Here is a 20,800-nt window from a genome sequence, read left to right as displayed (position 1 = left end):
AGAACTACATGACCAACCCTAAACAACCTCAAGGAGATTTTTTCAGAGAGAAAAATCAGTTCAACTTTAAACAATTGTTGGCCAGGTTTCTCCAAAACTGGTACTGGTTTGTAATCTCTCTTGGGTTATGCCTTTTTCTGGCATTTCTCTATTTAAGGTACACTGCACCAGTCTATAAAACAACATCTAAAATTCTGATTACTGAAGACAAGGCCCCTAATCCAGGCGATGACGCCATTTCCAAGGCCTTTGGCGCACAGTTTGGAATGGGGAACAGTGCAGATGCGGAAGCTGAAGTCTTAAAAACCAGGCACCTCATGGAGAAAGTAGTCCGTGATTTGAAATCCTACATTACCTATTATCATAAAGGTAAGATCAGAAAGGTGGAACTGTATAAAACCTCACCATTCGTTTTACGGCTTTTTAATTCTCCTGACAGCATTTTCCCTCAGGTATTGGAAGTCAAAATGGAAGGAAATAAAATCGCGGTTAACGGAGAAGACTTTGGCCGGCAGGTAAGCTTCTATCAGCAGTTTCGTATTCCGGGCCTAGGCAAAGTACAGATAGAAAAAGGCACTGAAGAAGCGGTTCCGGGTCAGGAATATACCATACAGGTGGATAGAGTAGGACAAGCCGCTATGGGCTTTATGAAAAGCCTGGATGTCAGTATTCCTATAGTGATGGTCAAGATTTTGGCGCTCGACTTCACCGATCAAACCCCCAAAAAAGCGGAAGATGTGTTGAATAAACTCATCGAAGCATACATTCACGGTACATTGGAAGATAAGAACCGGGTAGCCGACAGTACGATCGCCTTCATTGAAAACCGTTTGCTGTATGTGAGTAAAGAACTCGGCAATATCGAAGGAACCGTTCAAAACTTTAAACAGAAAAATAAACTTGCCGATATTTCAGCACAGTCTACACAGCTCATCAGCTCCACTAAAGAATCTGTTGAAGATCTGGCTAAGGTAGAAACACAGATCAGCATTCTCAATTCCATTGAAAAATACCTCAGTACAGCAGGAACCTCAGAGCGGATCGTACCTAGTGGCGCCTTGCTGGAAGACCCCACTTTTGGCGCCATGGTAGAAAGGTTCAACAGTATTGTGATGGAGAAGGAAAAGAGGAGCCTGAGCCAAACCGAAGACAATCCCTATATGCAGAACCTGAATGCCCAGATTGCAGGAGCAAGAGCAGATATGCTGTCTAGTTTAAGAAGTTTAAGAAAAACCTTACTCATCTCCAGAAGCAGATTGCAGTCGCATTCCAGTATGATTGCCGGACAGGTAAAAAATGTGCCTGCTGTAGAGCGGACTTATCTTGATTTAACACGTCAGCAGCAAATTAAACAGGAGCTGTATGTGTTTTTGCTCAAAAAGAGGGAGGAAACAGCCATTTCCAAAACATCCAATATCTCCAATTGCAGGATCATAGAACCTCCGGTATCTTTTGGCCCGATTAGTCCAATCAGAGTCAATGTACTGGGCTATAGCTTCCTGCTGGGGCTATTTTTACCTGTAGGGCTGATTTTACTGACCGATAAGCTCAATACCCGGATCACTTCCAAAGATCAGATCGCCAGTTTTACCGAAGTACCCATTATTGGTGAAATTGGTCATAATGACCGGAGCAGCCAAACCATTGTTGTTGATCAGGAATCCAGAAGCCCTATTTCAGAACAGTTTCGCACCCTTAGAACCAATTTATCCTTTTTTCTGAAGAATGAGGAAAAAACCATACTCTTAACGTCCAGCATGTCTGGTGAAGGAAAGTCCTTTATCTCCTTGAACCTCGCCACCGTACTGGCCATATCAGGCAAAAAAGTAGTGGTTATTGAAATGGATCTGAGAAAACCCAACCTGACCAATAAGCTGAACCTCAGCCGGGATTTTGGTTTTACCAATTACATTGTCAACAAAGATCTGCAGCCGGAAAACATCATTATGCCAACCGGAACACATCCCAATTTGTATATCGTCAGTTCTGGTCAAATTCCACCAAATCCGGCGGAGATAATCATGAACGACCGTACAGAAGCACTGCTTCGGGAGCTGAAAGAACGTTTTGACTATATTATACTGGATGCACCTCCGGTTGGTCTGGTTACCGACGCACAGTTGTTGAGCAAGTACGCAGACCTTAATCTGTATGTGGTCAGACAAGCTTATACGTATAAAGACCAGCTCAATATTCCCCAGGAAATTTATGCCAGTCAGAAAATGAAAAACATCGCCATTCTGGTCAATGACATTAAATATACCCAGGCTTACGGTTATGGATATGGTTATGGCTATGGATATGGTTATGAAGAAAAGAATACCAAACGGGGTTCCTTCTTAAAATGGTTTAAAAAAGCTAAATGAAGACGATGAGCGGTAAAATACCTGTACATACTTACTATTCCAGACTGCTGGAATGGGGAAGGCTCATTTCTGTTACAGGTTTAGCGCAGTTGCTGGTACAAGCTTTAGGATTGATCAGCGGTATTTTAATTATTCGCCTGCTTCCTACCAAAGAATATGCCCTGTACACCTTAGCCAATACGATGCTGGCTACAGTAACTGTTCTGGCCGACAGTGGAATAGGGGCAGGTACCCTCGCTGCAGGTGGAAAAGTCTGGCAGGATCCAAAGAAGCTGGGGCAGGTCATCATTACCGGTATTCATTTGCGGCAAAGATTTGCGCTCTTAACACTTCTGGTTAGTACACCAATATTGATTTATCTGCTCCTGCACCATGGAGCCTCATGGCTGATGGCACTGGGAATAGCCGTTTCGATGATCCCTGCTTTTTACGCTGCCTTATCCGACACCTTGTTCGAAGTACCTTTAAAACTCAATCAAGACATTAATGCCCTGCAAAAGAACCAGGTTTTTGCAAACTGCACCCGATTTGTTCTCTTGCTCAGTGCACTCCTGTTCTTCCCCTTTACCATCGTTGCTATGCTGGCCGGTGGGGTGACCAGGTTGTGGGCCAATATCAAATTAAAAAAGATAGCACTGAAGTTTACCGATCTTCAGCAGAAAGAAGACCGGGTGGTTCGCAGGGATATTCAGCAAATGCTGAAGAGGACCATTCCCAGCACTATTTATTACTGCGCTTCCAGTCAAATCACCATCTGGCTCATTTCTATTTTTGGCAATACCGAATCTATCGCGCAAGTTGGCGCATTAGAAAGAATTGCCGGGTTACTCGGTATCGTGGCGGTTATGTTTTCTACACTGGTGATACCCCGCTTTGCCCGCTTACCTGAACAGCCTGGCTTGCTGATCATGAGATTTTTCCAGATCCTTTTACTCTTGCTGCTCATCAGTGCAGTAGCTTGTAGCATCGTCTATTTCTTTCCGGGCCCCGTGCTTTATATTCTCGGAAAAAAATATCAGCATCTGGAAATACCCTTGTTATTGGTTACCATATCCGCATGTATTGTTTTAATGTCGGGCATTGCGAACTACCTCTCTGTAGCTAGAGGCTGGGCCATTTCGCCGGTGCTGCACATCTCAGTCAGTATCTCAACCCAGGTATTGCTGATCTGTTTCATGAATCTCAGGCTGTTGACCAACGTTCTGGTTCTTTCTATCATCAGTGCATTGGTCGGTCTGATTTTATACTGTGGTTATTTCCTGTATCGAAGTTTTCAACTTAAATCAGTTTATGGAGCAACGGGAGAATAAATTAGGCTTTAAAGGGTTACTTTCCGAGTTCAGATTATACCTCTGTAATGAATGGATTGCTGGTTTTCCATCTCAGCGGATCAGGAATTTTTATTACCGTAAAGTTATGCACCTGAGCCTGGGGCCTGGTTGCTCTATTTTTATGCATTGCAGTTTTGATTGCGCTAAAAACCTAAGTATCGGCGCCAACTCGGTGATCAATCAGAAGTGCAGGCTCGATAACCGTGGAGGAATCAGCATCGGCGAAAACGTGTCTATTTCACAGGAAGTACTGATTCTTACCGCTGATCATGACACGGAAGCAATTGATTTTAAGGGAAGAGAAAAGCCTGTTCATATCGAGGATTTCGTATGGATCGGAACCCGTGCCATTATACTGCCAGGGGTTACCATAGGTTATGGAGCATTAATAGCAGCAGGTGCTGTAGTCGCCAAAGATGTTGCACCCTATTCAATTATGGGAGGGGTACCTGCAAAATTAATCAAGGCCCGGCGAAAGGACCTCAACTACCAGACAAAATATAAAAGACTGTTTCAATAGATGAAAACTATGGAAGGGAACAAGAGCATCCATCAAGCCTTTTTTGTTTTGAAGTTCAGACTGATTGCTGTCTTTTGCGCCTGGATTAGAAAATCCTGGTATCGCTTGCAGGGCATGCAGATTGGTTCAAAAACGCTGTTGCCCTCTATAAAAGTGAACTGGCCGCATCAGATCGCATTAGGCAAAGCCTGTAAACTGGAAACAGGCATTCATTTTAAATATGATGCGGCGTGGAAACCAGGTCCTTCTGTGCGGATTGGCAATCATGTATTTATCGGATCGGGTTGTGAATTTAATATTACCAGCCACATCAGCATTGGAGACCATTCTTTAATTGCCTCCGGATGCCGGTTTATAGACCACAACCATGGAATTGAACCTGGATTACCGATGAGCGAACAGGATTGCCCGGCAGCGCCGATTTCCATTGGTGAAGATGTTTGGCTGGGCTGTAATGTAGTAGTTTTAAAAGGCGTAAAGATAGGTGATGGTGCGGTGATTGGTGCCGGAGCTGTTGTCACGAAAACGGTAATGCCGATGGAAATATGGGCTGGTGTTCCGGCACATAAAATCGGAGAGAGGAGGAAGCAATGAGGATTGTTTTTGTATGTGGAAGCCTGGAGCCCGGGAAAGATGGCGTGGGAGACTATGTGAGGAAGCTGAGTAAAGAACTGATCAAAAATGGTCACCAAATATGGGCTCTTGCATTAAATGATCCTTTTATAAGTTATACTTTTCAATCTCTGATACCGCTGGGTAATGGTGAACCTCTTGAGCTGAGGCTTCCAGCCGATTTACCTGCAAAAGAAAAAGTAGCCAAAGCGAGTTCCTTTGTTTGCTCCATAGATCCGGATTTTATGAGCCTTCAGTTTGTTCCTTTTTCATTTCATCACAAAGGCTTGCCTTATCAGTTGTCTGGACTCCTGAAGCAATTTGGAAAAGACCGGAAATGGCACATTATGTTTCATGAACTCTGGATCGGAATGGACAGACAAAGCCATATGAAACATCAGCTACTGGGCATGATACAACGGCAGTTGATCAAAGGTCTGCTCAGAAAACTAAACCCCGTCCTGGTACACACCCATTGCTCTGTTTATCTGCACGAATTGAAAAAACTGACGGATATAGCCCAGAGACTTCCACTTTTCTCTAATATTCCTGTCTTAGACCCTTATCGTGTCAGTCAAAAAATGAAACAGGATTATACCCTGTCGGACGAACTTAGTATCGTTCTTTTCGGAGGCATACATTCTGGAACACCCATTAAAGCCTTTGCAGCGGAAGCTGCAGATTATGCAAAACGAAACCAAAAAAACCTAAAACTTATTGTGGCAGGTAGAAATGGTCCGGAATTAGGAGATGTAGTAAAAGACTGGGAACAGGCCGGACTACCTGCAATTATTTTAGGGGAATTGGACAATAACCAGCTTTCGAAATTACTCACGGAGCTTTGCTTCGGATTGTTTACTACGCCCGTTCTGCTTGCAGAAAAAAGCGGCGCTGTTGCAGCAATGATGGCCCACGGAATTCATCTGATTTGTGTTGCCCGGGAATGGCAGCCGTTTGGACCTGTTCAGAAACAAAACCCACTTCACATACCGGTTTACGAAATCGGTAAGCTTGCACAGTTTTTTCAAACACAGCCCGATTTCTCCAAAAATGTTTCGGTCAGATCGGTTTCAGAACAATTTATTGCGAACCTCTCCAACGCTGAATCCTATGGCTAGCTTAAGATATTTATGGAACAAAAGGGCCAGGTTCCCGCTCAGTTCTCCACTGTTTTACCGCGCCTGGGCAAAAAGATTGTTGTTGTTCCCTTCTGTGCTGGGAAGAAACTGGAAGCGGTTTCGTTTGGGCCTAAAGGGTGCAGAGATTCACCCCCTGGCCGAAATTGGCCTGGTAAGAATAGAAGGTCACAAACGCAACCTGAAGGTGGGGAAACTCAGCTTTCTGGGGCGCGTCCATATTGCATTACACGATGAAGTCCAAATTGGCGAGCGGGTCTGCATTAATGACGGCGTGGAGATCCTGACCGCTTCTCATGATTTGAACGATCCAGAATGGAAACATGTAAAAGGCAAAATCACAATAGGAGATTATGTCTGGATCGGGACGGGAGCGATGCTACTGCCAGGGGTAAACATTGGAAAAGGAGCGGTTGTAGGGGCCAGGGCGGTGGTGACCAAAGATGTTGCACCCTATCATGTTGTAACGGGAACTCCTGCTAGTCCGATCCATAAAAAGAGAATAGAAGAGTTGAACTATAACCCCTGCGAATTCCTCGCGGAGAACAGGGCCTGGTTAATTGGTTGAAATTTATGAAGATCCTGATGTCACATCCTACCGGTAACCAATTTGTGAGAGCGCTGCTTCAGACGCTCCAGGAAGATGGCTTGTTGGCTGGATTTTATACCACAGTTGCTTTGCCCACTGAGGCGAGCTGGATACGGAGACTGCCCGGATCATGGAGAACAGAGTTGTCCAGACGTTCCTATAACCTTGAACCAAAGTATATCCATAGCCGCCCTTTCCTGGAGCTTTTGAGGAATGTACTTCCAAAATTCGGGTTGAAACACTTTGTACGACATGAAAAAGGCTTTGCATCTTTAGATCAGGTCTACCAGAACCTGGATAAATCCGTCGCTGCTGCCTTGCCCAAACTGCTTTCGACAGCTAACATACATGCAGTTTATGCTTACGAAGATGCCGCACTCGAAACCTTTAGGGCAGCAAAAGTGCTCGGGGTCACATGTATCTATGACCTGCCTATTGCCTACTGGGAAACCGGAAGGAAATTAATGCAGGAAGAGGCCAGGCGCTTGCCGGCATGGGCAGTAACGCTGGGTGGAGGAATTTATGATTCTGAAACAAAGTTACAACGTAAAAAACAGGAGCTTGAACTGGCCGACGTTGTTGTTGTACCTGGCGATTTCGTTAAACATTCTATTCCTGAATGGGCTGCAGGAAAGAAAATTATCGTGTCGCCCTTTGGATCGCCAAAACCTGTACAATTTCAACGCAGCAAGTCTTTTGACCGGCCTTTAAGGATACTCTTTGCGGGATCTATGGGGCAGCGAAAGGGACTTGCAGATCTTTTTGCTGCCGTGAAGATGTTACCGCCGGGGCAGGTGGAGCTCGTGGTGATGGGGCCACTACAAGCACCACTAAGCTTTTACAGAACCCAGATGACAGATTTTACTTACGAAAGCAGCCGGCCACATGAAGAGGTTTTGAAACTCATGCAAAGCTGCGATGTGTTCTGTCTTCCTTCTATAGTAGAAGGAAGGGCATTGGTGATGCAGGAAGCCATGAGCCAGGGATTGCCATTGCTCATCACGCCCAATACTGGTGGATCAGATCTGGTGCTGGAAGGAAGAACCGGGTTTTGCGTACCCATCCGCAGTCCGGAAGCCATCGCGGAGAAACTACAATGGTATACAGACAATAGAGAACAAACCAGGGAAATGGGGAAACTGGCAGCAGAGCACGCCGCCCTCTACACCTGGGAAAAATATGCAGATCATATCATTAAACAACTGATCGATGAGGTATAACGACGCTTCACACCCAAATAAAGATCCAAACCTCTGGCTAAAACGGGGAATTTGGCTGTACCTGCTGCTGCTCATTTTTGAAGGGGCCCTGCGTAAATGGGTTTTGCCTGGCCTGGCATCACCATTGCTCATCGTCAGGGATCCGCTTGCAGTTCTGCTGCTTTGGATGGCCTGGAACAAAAACCTGATCCCTTCTTCCGTGCTGCTCAAAATTATGGTCATTATAGGTACTCTATCCATTTTAACTGCGCTGATCTTCGGGCACGGTAATCTCTTTGTTGCCCTCTTTGGGGCAAGGACATTCCTGCTGCACTTTCCATTAATCTTTGTCATCGGAAGAACGCTGGATAAAGAGGATGTCATCCGGATCGGTAAATTTTTACTCTGGGTCTCTATCCCCATGGCCTTACTGGTCGCCTTGCAGTTCTATAGCCCGCAATCTGCATTTGTAAACCGAGGTGTGGGCGGCGACAGTTCAGGAGCTGGTTTTAGTGGGGCAATGGGCTATTTGAGACCACCGGGAACCTTTTCTTTTACCAATGGTATTCACCTGTTTTATGGTCTTACCGGAAGTTTTATCCTGTATTTCTGGCTCAACCCAAAAGGTGTAAATAAACTGGCCCTATGTGGTGCCACATTAGCGCTTATCGCGGTGATCCCTTTGTCCATCAGCCGTACTCTGGGCTTTACCATCATTATTGTCGTTTTCTTTGCTTTGGTCACTGTGCTTAGAAAGCCAGAGAATTTCGTTCGGGTGGTACTTGCCGGAATTGGAATTGTTATTATGCTCGTTGTGTTGAGTAATTTTAATTTCTTTCAAACGGCCACCAAAGTACTCACGCAACGGTTTACCAACGCCAGTACCACCGAAGGTGGGCTAAAAGGAACTTTCGGAAACCGCTACTTTGGCTGGATGGCGACAGCGATTGCCACCTCTCTTGATCAACCCTTCTTCGGACATGGAGTAGGCTTGGGAACGAATGTGGGCAGTGCCTTGCTGACCGGAGACCGGAAATTTCTTGTCTCTGAAGAAGAATGGAACAGACAGATCGGTGAACTTGGCGCATTGATGGGCATCGGCGTTATTCTGGTGCGCGTGGCTTTAAGCCTCAAAATGAGCATTCATGCCGTTAGGAATTTGCAGAACGGGCAAATGCTTCCATGGATGCTGCTCAGTTTTGGTTTAACCGTAATCCCTCAGGGACAATGGGCACAACCCACTGCTCTTGGTTTTAGTGTACTTGCAGGGGGACTTATCATAGCCGCTATGCACCATCATACAGAAACAGATCATCTATGAAAACAGCAATTATTACCGGTATCACCGGACAGGACGGCGCTTATTTGGCGGCATTGTTGTGCCAGAAGGACTATAAGGTCGTTGGACTGATCAGAAGTTATCATACCATCAACCGAAAAGGCCTTAAATACCTCGGTATTCAGGATGAGGTGGAACTGGTGGAGTGTGACCTCGCGGATCTTTCGCAGGTGATGGCCACCATTAAAGAATATAAGCCCGACGAGATCTATAATCTGGCCGCGCAAAGTTCCGTTTCCCTGTCTTTCAGGCAACCCATTGGAACCATTCAGTTTAATGTCGTTTCTGTACTGAATATCCTCGAAGCACTAAGAATGCTGGACTCTCCAGCCAAATTTTACCAGGCTTCCAGCAGTGAAGTTTTCGGCGATTCTGAACTGCCCATCAAAGAAACCACCTACATCAATCCCATCAGTCCGTATAGCATTTCAAAAGCCTCTGCACACTGGATCACCAAAAATTACAGGGAATCTTATGGCTTATTTGGCTGCAGTGGATTTTTGTTTAACCATGAATCTTACCTCAGGAGTGAGAATTTCTTTGTCAAGAAGGTCATCTTACAGGCCATTAAGATTAAAAAAGGTCATGCTGAAACCCTGGAAGTGGGTAATATCGATATCAAAAGAGATTTTGGCTGGGCACCTAAATATGTGGAGGCCATGTACCTCATGTTGCAGCAGGATCATCCGGATGATTATCTGATCTGCTCCAACCGTTCGGTAACGCTCAGGTCGGTTATTGAATGCGTGTTTAAGGAGCTGGATGTTTCGATAGATCGCCTGGTCATTGATGAGAAACTATTTAGGCCTACAGAAATAGAAGACATCTATGGCGACAATTCTAAATCAAAAATACAGTTGGGCTGGACCTACGACCTGTCGTTTTACGATGTTTTGAAAACCTTAATACAGGAGGAAATGGCAAATGGAAAGGATTAAAGTCAACTATTTTCAAAGGCGGCCACGCAAGGGGTTTAGCTTTAGCGTGGAATATATTTTTGAAGATATCAGAAAGAGACTTGCAGACCGGATTAATGCCCAGGTATACATCTGCAAATGCTACAATGATGGCTATTATACCAAATTGGTCAATATCGCAGAAGCCGCTTTCAGACAGGGCAGAGACGTTAACCACATTACTGGGGAGGTTCATTTTTTAGACCTGTTAATGAGCAGGAAAAGAGTGGTGCTTACTGTTTTGGATTGCGGTATGATGCCCCGGAAAACCGGCCTGGCCAAAAAAATAGTAAAATGGTTGTACCTCAGTGCACCAGTGAAGAAAGCGGCTGTAGTGACCGCAATTTCAGAAGTGACCAAACAAGAAATTATTACCTATACAGGCTGCAAGCCAGAAAAGATTAAAGTGATTCCCGTAGCGATTGATCCTCTGTATACACCATTTCCCAAGCCCTTTAACCAGGCAAAGCCCGTCATCCTGCATATAGGCACAGGGGCCAATAAAAACCTGCTCCGGCTCATAGAAGCTTTGAAAGGAATTTCCTGCCACCTCACGATCGTAGGAAAACTGAACGAAGAGTACCTGGAGGCATTGCATAGCCACGAGACCGACTACAGCAATGAGTATAACATTTCTAACGAACGTTTACTGGAAAAATACCAGGAATGCGACATCCTGGCCTTTGTATCTACCTTCGAAGGTTTTGGGATGCCCATTGTAGAGGCCAATGCCGTAGAACGTGTCGTGGTCACCAGTTCCATTTCATCGATGCCGGAGGTCGCCGCCGATGCCGCTTGTCTGGTAGATCCTTACCAGGTATCATCGATAAGAGCGGGTATTCTTAAAGTAATTGAAGACGACCGATACAGGGCGTCGCTCCTGGAAAAAGGAAGAAAGAATAAAACCCGTTTTGATCCGGATGAAATTGCCAGTCAGTACTACCACCTATACCATACTGTGAAAAACATTTAAATCATCCTACCTATGTTAGTTTTACACGTTTTACCCACCCTGGATCCAAAAGCTGGAGGCTTAAGTCAAGCCGTCAGAAATATGATCCGATATGCGTCCAGCCCAGACCTGCAACATGAGGTGGTTTGCCTGGACCCTGCTGATGCCAGTTACTTATTTGAGGATAGCTTTAAAATTTATGCCCTGGGAAAAGGAAGGACAGCCTGGAATTACCATGGAGAATTGCGCTCCTGGCTGAACCGAAATTTGAAACGTTATGGCTGCATCCTGGTCCATGGATTATGGCAGTATCAAAGTTTCGCCGTATACAAGTCCTGGAAGAAGACCCGGGCGGCATCGATCCGTTTGTTTGTGATGCCCCATGGTATGCTGGACCCTTATTTTCAACGTGCAAAAGGCCGAAGGTTAAAAGCCCTGAGGAATCTCTTGTTTTGGAAATTTACGGAAAAGCAACTGGTCAACTCGGCCGATGGTGTATTGTTTACCTGCGAAACGGAGAAACAACTGGCCGGAGAAAATTTCCAGCCCTATCTTCCCAAAAAAGAACATGTAATTGGTTTAGGCGTGCAGCAACCACCTGCTTTTACGATGGATATGGGCATGCATTTTTTTAAGATCTGTCCGGAACTTGCAGGAATTCCTTATCTCTTGTTCCTAAGTAGGATTGACCCTAAGAAAGGATTGGATTTGCTCATTACGGCTTATCAGAACCTGTGTTCATCCGGGCAGGATTTACCTTCATTACTGATTGCAGGGCCTGGATTGGATAGCCCTTATGGAAGAGAAATGCAGCAATTGGCAGAGAAAACAACCACTATATATTTTTCCGGGATGTTGGAAGGCCTGGCCAAATGGGGCGCTTTCTATAATTGCGAAGCTTTTGTTCTGCCCAGCCACCAGGAAAATTTTGGTATTGCAGTGGTTGAGGCACTGGCCTGCAGTAAACCAGTGCTCATTTCCAACCAGGTTAACATTTACCAGGAAATAGAAATGGAAGGGGCAGGCCTCATCGGAGCAGACAACCTGGAAGGCCTGATCAAACAACTGGAACAATGGCTGGAAACAGAACCACAAAAGAGAGAAACTATGGGGTTTAATGCGGGCCGCTGCTATGCTAAGCATTATTCTGAAAATAGTGCGGGTAATATATTGAGTCACATTTTAATCGGTCCAGCTTATGAAAGATCTTGAATCCAGGGTGAATTTACATGATTTCGACCCTAGGATCGGCATGACAAGAGGCGCACCCAAACTCAAGGAAATTTGCTGGTACCTGGTCAAGATGGTCTTTTTTTTAAGTGCATTTCCATTTCCGAGCGCATGGAAAGCCGCGTTGCTTCGCTTATTCGGGGCTAAAGTAAACCGCTATGTGGTCATTAAACCCAGGGTAAATATTCATTTTCCATGGAAACTGAGTATCGGTGAGGCGGTTTGGCTGGGAGAGGAAGTTTGTATCTTAAATTTTGAACCCATTAGTATCGGAAATAACGTTTGTATTTCTCAGCGAGCCTTTATTTGTGGAGGCAATCACAATTATAAGATCAGTACCATGGAATATAAAAACGGGCCGGTCACTTTAAAAGATGGATGCTGGATTGGCGCTGGTTGTTTTATTGGACCTGGAATTACCATAGGTGTGGATACAGTAGTTTGTGCAGGAGCAGTGGTGTCACAGAGCCTGGATGATAATGGCATTTATAAGGGTAATCCGGTCGTATTTGTAAAGGAAAGGTGGAACCCATGAAGAAACGTGTACTGGTTATTGGCATCAATTGTCTTCCTGAACTGACTGGAATCGGGCGTTACACGGGAGAAATGTTGGAATGGCTGGGAGATCATGGCTACGAAACGACAATGATCACTGCTTTTCCTTATTATCCGGACTGGAAGGTTGAAAAACCCTACCGGAATTTCTTTTACCGCAAAGAATCCCTAAACCCTCAGCTCAACATTTATCGTTGCCCGCTGTATGTTCCAGCCAAACCTGGTGGTATGAAAAGAATGATTCATGAAGCAACATTTTTCCTAAGTGCTTTTTTTGTTGTTTTTCGCTTGCTTTTCAAAAAGAAATATGATCTGTGCATGGTCGTTGCTCCGCCGTTTCATCTTGGTTTCTTAGGCTTGTTCTATCGTTTTTTTAGAGGCACGCCTGTACATTATCACATTCAGGACCTGCAGATTGATGCAGCAAAAGAACTGAAAATGCTGAAGCCAGATTGGATCTTTTCCATCTTATTTGCTTTGGAAAAGCGAATTTTAAAAAAATCAGATCTGGTCAGTACCATTTCAGAAGGAATGCGTAAGAAGTTGCTCGCGAAAGTTCAGCGGCAGGTGATGCTGTTTCCAAACTGGGTAGATACAACGCTTTATTTTCCGGTTGTGCATTCCGGTTCATTGAAAAGCCGCTGGGGATTTCAGCCGGAAGATCAGTTGGTCCTGTATTCTGGAAGCATCGGCGAAAAACAAGGCCTGGATGCGTTGATCCGGGTAGCCAGAGAATTGCAGTCCTATCCAAAGATCCGCTTGCTCATTTGCGGTACAGGGCCTTATAAAGATCATTTGATACAAGCCGCAGATGACCTTGAAAACGTGTACTTTTTTCCCTTACAGAAAAAAGAGGTCTTCAATGACTTTTTAAACATCGCAACTGTACACCTGGTGCTGCAAAAAAAAGATGCAAGCGATTTAGTGATGCCATCTAAACTGACAACCATTTTGGCTGTTGGAGGGTTGGTGCTGGTTACGGCAAATGCGGACACCTCTTTATATGACGTGATCACCCAGCATAATATTGGTGTAGTCATCCCGCCTGAAGACGAAATTGAATTGAAAAATGCCATTTTAGACTGTTGCAGCAAGGATTACACTGTGGAGAGGAAAAGAGCCAGAGAATTTGCAGCGACAGCATTGAATAAAGATGAGATTTTGCATCAGATATTCAGCAGGTAATGAATAAGAGGTAATTATTCATTTTGTTCATTATCAGTCTTTAAGGCTTGTACGGATTAGTTTTTGCAATCTTTGAGGCACAGTACTAAGAGCACAAATTTTATGCAGACGCGATATATTTACTTGTTACGGTACGTATTAATGGTCACTGACCTGATTATGTTGAATCTGGTTTATCTGGTCGCGTTTAAAATTACCGTATTGTTGGGTAAAACCGTATCTGCAGAATTGTCTCAGCACTATATCGTAGTCTGTAATCTGACCTGGCTCTTTAACACAGCCGTTTTTGGATTGTACAATTTTAACGGAACCCGCAGGCTCGAAGGTATATATCGCGGTACATGGAGAAGTATTGCTTTGCACATGCTTTTGTTTACCGCCTATCTGATGTTGGCCAAGAACATGAATTTTTCTAAAACCTTTTTGGTGGTTTTCTATACCATTCTGGCATTTTCATTCATCCTGAACAGATTTTTGGGAACTGTGATCCAGTATCGTTTTATGGATAAGTTTAAGATGGCAAAGAAAGTAGCCGTAATGGGCTCAAATCTGACTGCGGAGCGCATCGCTGCCTATTTTAAAAAGCAGGAAAATATCCATTTTTATGGTACGGTGTGCGATGACAATCTGATGTATAGTACTGCTGGTTCGGGTGCAGGGGCCATTTCCTCCAGGCTGGCTGAAGTGGCCTGCCTGGGCGTAATGGATATTTATGTTGCGGTCAAACTGGAACGAATGCCAGAAGTTGTTCCCTTGATAGAGGAGGCCGAACGCCAATGTATACGTTTAAAGTTCATACCAGATTTTGAGGCGACCCTGGGTTCACCTTATACCGTAACCAATCTGGGCGGCGAGTTTCCAATGATTACTTTGAGACACGAACCCCTGGAGGAAATGGGCAGCAGGTTTAAGAAGCGCTTATTTGATCTGATGTTCAGTACACTGGTGATCGTTTTTATTTTGAGCTGGTTGTTCCCGTTGCTGGCCATCCTGATTAAATTACAAAGTAAGGGGCCGGTATTGTTTAAACAAAAAAGAACAGGCAGGAATGACGAAACTTTCTGGTGTTATAAATTCAGGAGTATGAAGGTAAATGATACGTCTGATGTATACCAGGCTTCTAAAGAAGATGACCGGATTACACCTTTAGGGAGAATTTTGAGGCGTACAAGTATGGATGAACTGCCGCAGTTTTTTAATGTTTTCATAGGGAATATGAGTGTGGTTGGACCCCGTCCGCATATGCTGAAACATACACAGGAATATAAAGAGATCATTAGCCAGTACATGGTGCGCCAATTTTTAAAACCAGGAATCACCGGACTGGCACAAGTAAACGGGTTCAGAGGAGAAACCAAGGACAGACAGGCGATGGAAAACCGGGTAAAGCTGGATATTTACTACCTGGAGAACTGGACGGCCATGTTTGATGTGAAAGTTGTATTTATGACCATCATTAATTTGATGAAGGGCGAAGATAATGCCTATTAGGATCACTTGTTCAGTTTGTTCAATGTAAAGAACTGAGCCGAGCAGATAACCTAATAAATACTCTGCCCACTATATTTGTTATGAATTGCTTTAAACGCTAAAAGCAAGACTATGAATCAACGTAAAAGACCAGATATAACGAAGCAAATGGAACGCTATCATGAACTGGACATTCAGGGATTGGTAGCTTTATGTGCCGAAGTATGCGAAACTAAATTCGCTTGTCTGAGTTTGCGTCGTGGCGAAGAAGATTATATCAAAGCACAGGTCGGCATCCCTGAAAATGAAGTTTGGCCAAAAGGTGTTAAGTTATTCGCAAGCGTACCCATTATATCAGGCGGAGATTTTATTGTCGGCACTTTAAGTGTAATGGATAACAAGCGCGGAAGAGTGGTTCCTAAACAAATCGAAACCATGGAACTGCTGAGCCGGCAGATCGTCAGAATCCTCGAAATGGAACGGATCAACGAAGTAAAAACACAGCAACGGGCTTTTTTTGAAAGTTCATCAGGTATTCATTTATTGCTCGATACGGCCATCAAGATACTGGATTATAATAAAACCTGTGCAGCCTTTTTTAGGAGCATAAGCGGCATTGAAATCTATCGGGGGGCTTATATGCTGGATTTGCTTAGACCACAAACCCGGGAGCTGTTCTATCTGAGCTGTAAGAAAGCTTTACTTGGAAACAGGGTGAGAATGGAACAGGAAATCGAATACGATGAAGAATCTATTTTCTTAGAAGTCTGTTATGATCCCGTACGGGATTCAGAACAAAGAATTATAGGCTTGCTGATCAATGCCTCTAATATTTCTCAGCACAAGGCACAGGAGCAGGTGATTATACAACAGAATGAATCCTTAAGGGAAATCGCCCACATTCAATCCCATGAGCTCAGAGGGCCCCTGGTGAGCATATTGGGGCTTGTAGAATTACTGAAAGCAGGTGATACGGACCTAAAAGAATGTTTAGGGATGCTGGAGCAAGCAGCCGGAGATCTGGATGAAAAAATCAGGTATGCCATCAAGCTAGCCAAAATCTAGTAAATACACTCTATCTTCTGGTTCTACCTCCATTATACCTCAGAGCAGTATCGTTGTTCAGTAAATTTGCGTTTCTTCATCCTTCGTTCAATAGAAACCCCCTCTTATGGAGCTTTCCTTGAGCATTCTCCGAACAAAGCATGAGGTATATAGAACGATGGTTCATGGAATGCAAAAACCGGATGGAAATCATGACTCATTTTTTTGAGTTTTTTGGCAAAACAAAGTTTTGGTTGTTTTCTGTATATGTTATATATTTACCAATAGGTTAAATGTTTAATTACCTCACATTGAATTATATTATTTAACATTGGAGGATAATTGAGTATCTTTAAATAACCGGCTAACCAAATGACTTCTTACACCACACTTAGCGACAGCGAATTAACTGGACTTTTAAAGCAAGGCGATACCACGGCTTTTGCCCAGATCTTTGCCAAATATAAAGGCCTGCTATTTTCTCACGTTTATAAGAAGATCAGGGATAGGGAAGAAGCCAGGGATATTGTGCAGGATGTATTCGCCGGACTCTGGACCAAAAGAGAACAGATCAATCCAGAAACCAATCTTGGTGGCTATCTTATGATGGCCGTCAGACACAAGGTCCTGGATCTGGTTGGTCATAAAGATGTCCAGTCCAGGTATTTTGTTTCTTTGAGTCGTTTTGCCCAGGATTGGGAAGGCGCCACAGACTACCCGATCAGGGAAAAGCAGTTACAATCTGTTATTGACAAGGAGATTGCAGGCCTGCCGGAGAAAATGAGGGAAGTGTTTCTAATGAGCCGGGTATCCAATCTGAGCCACAAAGAAATTGCGGCCCAGTTGGGGATATCGGAACAGACGGTAAGCACGCAGATCAAAAGAGCCTTGAAACTTTTAAGAAGCAGATTAGGGCTGATGCTTTACCTGGTGCTGTGGTTTAAATTATAATTAAACCAACATCTCCAGATGCGTTTTCGCTCCCTGATGTTCTGCATCCAGTTCCAGTACCTTCGATAAAAAGGCTTTGGCTTCTGCTGGCTTTTCCAGACCTATGTAACCCAAACCTTGCATGAAATAACAATGTGCTTTATTTCTTAAGGATAAGTCATCTTCAAATAGGAGCAGATTAGGTAGGGATACCGCAAAATAGTCTACCTTCACTTCGTCATTACCATGTTCTTCTCCATAGGCAATCAGTTTTTTGAAGATATTTTCGGCCTTATCCTGTTCGCCAAGCTTTCTCCATCCCAGCCCCTGGTAAAAAATCTGATCAGGCTGCTGGTCATTGTAAAACAGGGCTGCAGAGGGTTCATCGAGACCTATCGTTGCTTTTATGAAATAGTTGTTTGCAAGATCGGTTTGTTTCAGTCCCTGATGGGCACAGCTCAGCCAGTAAAAGATGTCGTTTTCCTGCGCACCGAATAATTTTCCTTCGCCAAGGTTAACAGGATAGTGCTGCGCTTGTTCAAGGAAGGTAATTGCCTGTTCGTAGCTTTCGTCTGTAATGGCTTTTTTAGCAAGCTGGACAAGACTATACCTGTACTGTCCGGATACTTTTCCTTCTCCACCTTCCCATGGGTGAAACTGTCTGCCCAGGATTAAAGATAAAGCTCCTTCATAATCGCCAGAGAAATTAAGCGCAGCAATACGCTCCAGGTGGAGGTCATCTCTTTGGTTGGCCACTTCTATATGGGTATTTAAGAACTGTAGACGTGTTTGTGGACTCCTGTTTAATCTTTTGTACAACTGGTCCAGTTCCATTAAAATGCGGGCATCTGATGGGTCAAGGGCAAATGCTTTTTCAAAACACTGCAGGGCCTTTTCAGGATTATTCAATTTGTTGAAATACGCAATGCCGAGGTTTCGTATCACGGTTGGAAATGTATCATCCAGATTCATGGAATGCGTCCAGTTGGTCACGGCTTCCTCATATTGCCTTTTGTCATAAAACAAATTGCCCAGGTAATAGGGGGCTTTGGCATCCGAAGGATGGATGGCCATGGCAAGCTCTAACACTTTAATATCTTCCAGCCTGTTTGGAAAGCAAAGATAAGAATCCGCTTCTGCGGCTTTCCGGAACCAGGTTTGCGCCTCTTCCCGGTTTCCAAGCTCATGGCTAAACCAGCCCAGATAATAATAGACGAGCGGATTGGTGTCCTTTCCTAAAAGCGCATGGATCAAAATAGTGGAAGCTTCTACAAATAAACCCGCTGTGGCGTAATCAATGGCATATGGTAAATAATTTTGAGCCAATCCTCTGGAAAGAGTTAAAAACTCGTTCAAAACTGTGGCAGCATCTGTATCCTGATCTAACTTTTGGTAAATTAAAAGCCTCTCATATAATATACCCAGGTTAAAGGGATCTCTTTTTAAGGCATCTTTACATAGGGAAAGTGCCTGTTCGAAATCGCCGTTTTTGCGGAGGATAGCTGCTTTTAAAACATAAGCCTTGCTGTTGTTGGCATTATGGTCAATGGCCAGTTGAATATGTTCCAGTGCAAGCTCCAGTTCATTTCTGGATAGATCAATCTGGGCCACAGCAAAATACCCGGTATCTTTCCAGGCATTGCTCCAGGTAGACTTATAAAAATATTTATAAGCCTCCTCCAGATTACCCATATACTTTAAACAAAGCCCTAGATTGTAATGGGGCTCACTATCGTATGGATTAGGGTTTCGCTGCGTACTTGTTTCAATTGCCCGTCTAAAATAGGCCTCACTTTTGGCAAATTGCCCCCTTCTTAAATACCACAAACCAAGTGCATTATTGCTGCGGATGTCTTTAGGATCTCTTTCGATTGCTTTTTCATAGTATGGAACAGGACTATAGGTGGCATGACGGTACTGCTCCAAATGTTGTCCGGTTAAGAAAAGCTGCTCATTGCTGTCTATATCTTCTGGAAGAAGTGCCGGCTTTGCGGGTTCAGGTATTTCATTTTTCTTGTTCTTTGCAGGCTCATACCGGAGTAATTCCTTGCCTTGCTTTGAAGTCAGGACGACTAAAAGCTCCTCTTCATTTATAGAAGGGGCGATGGTAATTTCTCTAAGATAAACCGCTTTGGGGTCAAGGTTTGACTGTTCATTGAACAAGTTTGTACCATGATGACTCAGGCTAATGTCTATGTCTTGCAGAACCGAGGTTACATATAATTTAAGCGTTACTTTATCCCCGCTTTTGTCGATGGCCAGGAGAATATCTTTGCTGGCGTTTTTAACCACACCCAATTCCCTGTACGGCATAAAATATTGGGTGAACTGCTTTTGTTCATTTGGCATTAACCAGGTAAAATCAGGCTGATTGTCTGTAAACATACCCGTCATTAACTCTATGTACGGGCCATCTTCATCGGTCAGGTTCCTGTCCCAGGCTTGGCCGAAGTCACTGTGGCCCCATGTCCATTGTTTTTTGCCTGGTGAAACATGATGATTGGCCACATGCAGCAATCCGGCCTGGCTGTCGTGTTCGTATCCACCAACAAAATCATATTCAGAATTTATCGCCATGTAAGAGGTTGGCACGGGAATGTTCTTATACCTGGAAATGTCTGTACCTGGTGCATAATCTACTTTATAGTATGTACCCGTAGCGATTGGAAAGGTAGACACATCACGCTTGCCGTGATCAAAAACTGCGTTTACATCTGGTGGAAAAACCGATTGATAATCATCGTTTACTTTTACTGCAGGATTTGCCCACCATAGAAAAGTTTGCGGCAGATTTGACCTGTTGAATAACTTTGCCTTGATTTCGATATAAGCTTTATCGGGATACAGGGTGAAGCCGGCCATACCTTTGGTATGAAACATTTGCTCCAGTTCATTTACCCAAACGGTCTTGCTGCCGTCGGCATTTTCTTCGATTTTATAGTCTATCGGATCAAATGTACTTGGCCGGTGGTGCTGCGGCCAGTTGAATTCTATGCCTCCTGAAATCCAGGGGCCTGTTAAACCCACCAATGCTGGTTTGATGACCTGGTTGTAATAGATAAAATGTCTTTGTTTGATCTTATCGTAGGCCATTTGTATCCGTCCGCCAAGTTCAGGTAAGATCATAATTTTAAGATACTCGTTCTCTAAGAACAAGCCTGTATACTCCTTATCCGATTTTTCGTCAAAAATCTTTTCAATAACCGGATTTGGATACACCGCACCACTGCTGCCCTGATAAATCCGTTTCTCAAAAAACATAGGGTTTTTCTCCGGTTTGCCAATGCCGTAAGTGGGTATGGTTACCTTTTCTTCCCAAACGTTTACATATAATTGTTCCATTCCTTGTGTACTTATTTGTGTAAGAATTGTTCTGTGTTGATGTT

At 44.1% G+C, this 20,800-nt stretch carries 17 protein-coding genes; 16 read left to right on the top strand and 1 reads right to left on the bottom strand.

Annotated elements, in window-relative coordinates; translation table 11 throughout:
- Positions 1-8 precede the first annotated feature (8 nt).
- The 16 genes from R2S08_RS03015 (at position 9) to R2S08_RS02940 (ending at position 17,435) form a co-directional block, all read left to right on the top strand.
- Complete coding sequence (locus R2S08_RS03015; RefSeq protein WP_316833808.1) at positions 9-2,366, top strand: polysaccharide biosynthesis tyrosine autokinase; 2,358 nt, start codon at positions 9-11, stop codon at positions 2,364-2,366.
- Positions 2,363-3,676 (top strand): polysaccharide biosynthesis protein, encoded by a 1,314-nt coding sequence (locus tag R2S08_RS03010; RefSeq protein WP_316833807.1) that lies wholly within the window; start codon positions 2,363-2,365, stop codon positions 3,674-3,676. The genes R2S08_RS03015 and R2S08_RS03010 overlap by 4 nt, the downstream gene beginning before the upstream one ends.
- Complete coding sequence (locus tag R2S08_RS03005; RefSeq protein WP_133779395.1) at positions 3,657-4,217, top strand: acyltransferase; 561 nt, start codon at positions 3,657-3,659, stop codon at positions 4,215-4,217. The genes R2S08_RS03010 and R2S08_RS03005 overlap by 20 nt, the downstream gene beginning before the upstream one ends.
- Positions 4,218-4,811 (top strand): acyltransferase, encoded by a 594-nt coding sequence (locus R2S08_RS03000; protein WP_208300847.1) that lies wholly within the window; start codon positions 4,218-4,220, stop codon positions 4,809-4,811.
- Complete coding sequence (locus R2S08_RS02995) at positions 4,808-5,947, top strand: glycosyltransferase family 4 protein (RefSeq protein ID WP_166644003.1); 1,140 nt, start codon at positions 4,808-4,810, stop codon at positions 5,945-5,947. Before R2S08_RS03000 ends, R2S08_RS02995 begins: the two co-directional genes overlap by 4 nt.
- The gene (locus tag R2S08_RS02990) at positions 5,940-6,533 is read left to right on the top strand and encodes an acyltransferase (protein ID WP_133779397.1); all 594 of its coding nucleotides are present in this window, start codon (positions 5,940-5,942) and stop codon (positions 6,531-6,533) included. Before R2S08_RS02995 ends, R2S08_RS02990 begins: the two co-directional genes overlap by 8 nt.
- Before the next feature lie 5 nt (positions 6,534-6,538).
- Positions 6,539-7,774 (top strand): glycosyltransferase family 4 protein, encoded by a 1,236-nt coding sequence (locus tag R2S08_RS02985; protein ID WP_133779398.1) that lies wholly within the window; start codon positions 6,539-6,541, stop codon positions 7,772-7,774.
- Positions 7,764-9,074, top strand: a complete 1,311-nt coding sequence (locus R2S08_RS02980) for a hypothetical protein (protein WP_316833806.1) — start codon at positions 7,764-7,766, stop codon at positions 9,072-9,074. The genes R2S08_RS02985 and R2S08_RS02980 overlap by 11 nt, the downstream gene beginning before the upstream one ends.
- The gene (locus R2S08_RS02975; protein WP_316833805.1) at positions 9,071-10,030 is read left to right on the top strand and encodes a GDP-mannose 4,6-dehydratase; all 960 of its coding nucleotides are present in this window, start codon (positions 9,071-9,073) and stop codon (positions 10,028-10,030) included. The genes R2S08_RS02980 and R2S08_RS02975 overlap by 4 nt, the downstream gene beginning before the upstream one ends.
- Positions 10,017-11,021, top strand: a complete 1,005-nt coding sequence (locus tag R2S08_RS02970) for a glycosyltransferase family 1 protein (RefSeq protein ID WP_316833804.1) — start codon at positions 10,017-10,019, stop codon at positions 11,019-11,021. Before R2S08_RS02975 ends, R2S08_RS02970 begins: the two co-directional genes overlap by 14 nt.
- 12 nt (positions 11,022-11,033) lie before the next feature.
- On the top strand, positions 11,034-12,212 hold the full coding sequence (locus R2S08_RS02965) for a glycosyltransferase (RefSeq protein WP_316833803.1): 1,179 nt from the start codon (positions 11,034-11,036) through the stop codon (positions 12,210-12,212).
- Positions 12,199-12,765, top strand: a complete 567-nt coding sequence (locus R2S08_RS02960; protein ID WP_133779403.1) for a WcaF family extracellular polysaccharide biosynthesis acetyltransferase — start codon at positions 12,199-12,201, stop codon at positions 12,763-12,765. The genes R2S08_RS02965 and R2S08_RS02960 overlap by 14 nt, the downstream gene beginning before the upstream one ends.
- Positions 12,762-13,970, top strand: a complete 1,209-nt coding sequence (locus tag R2S08_RS02955) for a WcaI family glycosyltransferase (protein ID WP_316833802.1) — start codon at positions 12,762-12,764, stop codon at positions 13,968-13,970. The genes R2S08_RS02960 and R2S08_RS02955 overlap by 4 nt, the downstream gene beginning before the upstream one ends.
- A 102-nt stretch (positions 13,971-14,072) precedes the next feature.
- Complete coding sequence (locus R2S08_RS02950) at positions 14,073-15,461, top strand: exopolysaccharide biosynthesis polyprenyl glycosylphosphotransferase (RefSeq protein ID WP_316833801.1); 1,389 nt, start codon at positions 14,073-14,075, stop codon at positions 15,459-15,461.
- Between the two features lie 111 nt (positions 15,462-15,572).
- On the top strand, positions 15,573-16,505 hold the full coding sequence (locus tag R2S08_RS02945; protein ID WP_316833800.1) for a hypothetical protein: 933 nt from the start codon (positions 15,573-15,575) through the stop codon (positions 16,503-16,505).
- Between the two features lie 351 nt (positions 16,506-16,856).
- A complete protein-coding gene (locus R2S08_RS02940; protein WP_316833799.1) occupies positions 16,857-17,435 on the top strand; it encodes an RNA polymerase sigma-70 factor in 579 nt (192 codons plus the stop codon).
- On the opposite strand, the gene R2S08_RS02935 is transcribed toward R2S08_RS02940, so the two are convergent.
- Positions 17,436-20,756, bottom strand: coding sequence for a DUF5107 domain-containing protein (locus tag R2S08_RS02935; RefSeq protein WP_316833798.1), 3,321 nt, complete (start codon positions 20,754-20,756; stop codon positions 17,436-17,438).
- Positions 20,757-20,800: the final 44 nt, after the last annotated feature.

It is taken from the genome of Pedobacter nutrimenti (genome assembly GCF_032678445.1).
Taxonomy (GTDB): domain Bacteria; phylum Bacteroidota; class Bacteroidia; order Sphingobacteriales; family Sphingobacteriaceae; genus Pedobacter; species Pedobacter nutrimenti_A.
This window is presented reverse-complemented; position numbering and strand designations above follow the sequence as displayed.

Excerpts from the sequence above, each read along its gene's own strand:
- R2S08_RS02985 (WP_133779398.1), top strand. The coding sequence starts at position 6,539 with ATGAAGATCCTGATGTCACATCCTACCGGTAACCAATTTGTGAGAGCG.
- R2S08_RS02990 (WP_133779397.1), top strand. The coding sequence starts at position 5,940 with ATGGCTAGCTTAAGATATTTATGGAACAAAAGGGCCAGGTTCCCGCTC.
- R2S08_RS02975 (WP_316833805.1), top strand. The coding sequence starts at position 9,071 with ATGAAAACAGCAATTATTACCGGTATCACCGGACAGGACGGCGCTTAT.
- R2S08_RS03000 (WP_208300847.1), top strand. The coding sequence starts at position 4,218 with ATGAAAACTATGGAAGGGAACAAGAGCATCCATCAAGCCTTTTTTGTT.
- R2S08_RS02980 (WP_316833806.1), top strand. The coding sequence starts at position 7,764 with ATGAGGTATAACGACGCTTCACACCCAAATAAAGATCCAAACCTCTGG.
- R2S08_RS03015 (WP_316833808.1), top strand. The coding sequence starts at position 9 with ATGACCAACCCTAAACAACCTCAAGGAGATTTTTTCAGAGAGAAAAAT.
- R2S08_RS02955 (WP_316833802.1), top strand. The coding sequence starts at position 12,762 with ATGAAGAAACGTGTACTGGTTATTGGCATCAATTGTCTTCCTGAACTG.
- R2S08_RS02935 (WP_316833798.1), bottom strand. The coding sequence starts at position 20,756 with ATGGAACAATTATATGTAAACGTTTGGGAAGAAAAGGTAACCATACCC.
- R2S08_RS03010 (WP_316833807.1), top strand. The coding sequence starts at position 2,363 with ATGAAGACGATGAGCGGTAAAATACCTGTACATACTTACTATTCCAGA.
- R2S08_RS02945 (WP_316833800.1), top strand. The coding sequence starts at position 15,573 with ATGAATCAACGTAAAAGACCAGATATAACGAAGCAAATGGAACGCTAT.
- R2S08_RS02965 (WP_316833803.1), top strand. The coding sequence starts at position 11,034 with ATGTTAGTTTTACACGTTTTACCCACCCTGGATCCAAAAGCTGGAGGC.
- R2S08_RS02995 (WP_166644003.1), top strand. The coding sequence starts at position 4,808 with ATGAGGATTGTTTTTGTATGTGGAAGCCTGGAGCCCGGGAAAGATGGC.
- R2S08_RS02950 (WP_316833801.1), top strand. The coding sequence starts at position 14,073 with ATGCAGACGCGATATATTTACTTGTTACGGTACGTATTAATGGTCACT.
- R2S08_RS02970 (WP_316833804.1), top strand. The coding sequence starts at position 10,017 with ATGGAAAGGATTAAAGTCAACTATTTTCAAAGGCGGCCACGCAAGGGG.
- R2S08_RS02960 (WP_133779403.1), top strand. The coding sequence starts at position 12,199 with ATGAAAGATCTTGAATCCAGGGTGAATTTACATGATTTCGACCCTAGG.
- R2S08_RS02940 (WP_316833799.1), top strand. The coding sequence starts at position 16,857 with ATGACTTCTTACACCACACTTAGCGACAGCGAATTAACTGGACTTTTA.
- R2S08_RS03005 (WP_133779395.1), top strand. The coding sequence starts at position 3,657 with ATGGAGCAACGGGAGAATAAATTAGGCTTTAAAGGGTTACTTTCCGAG.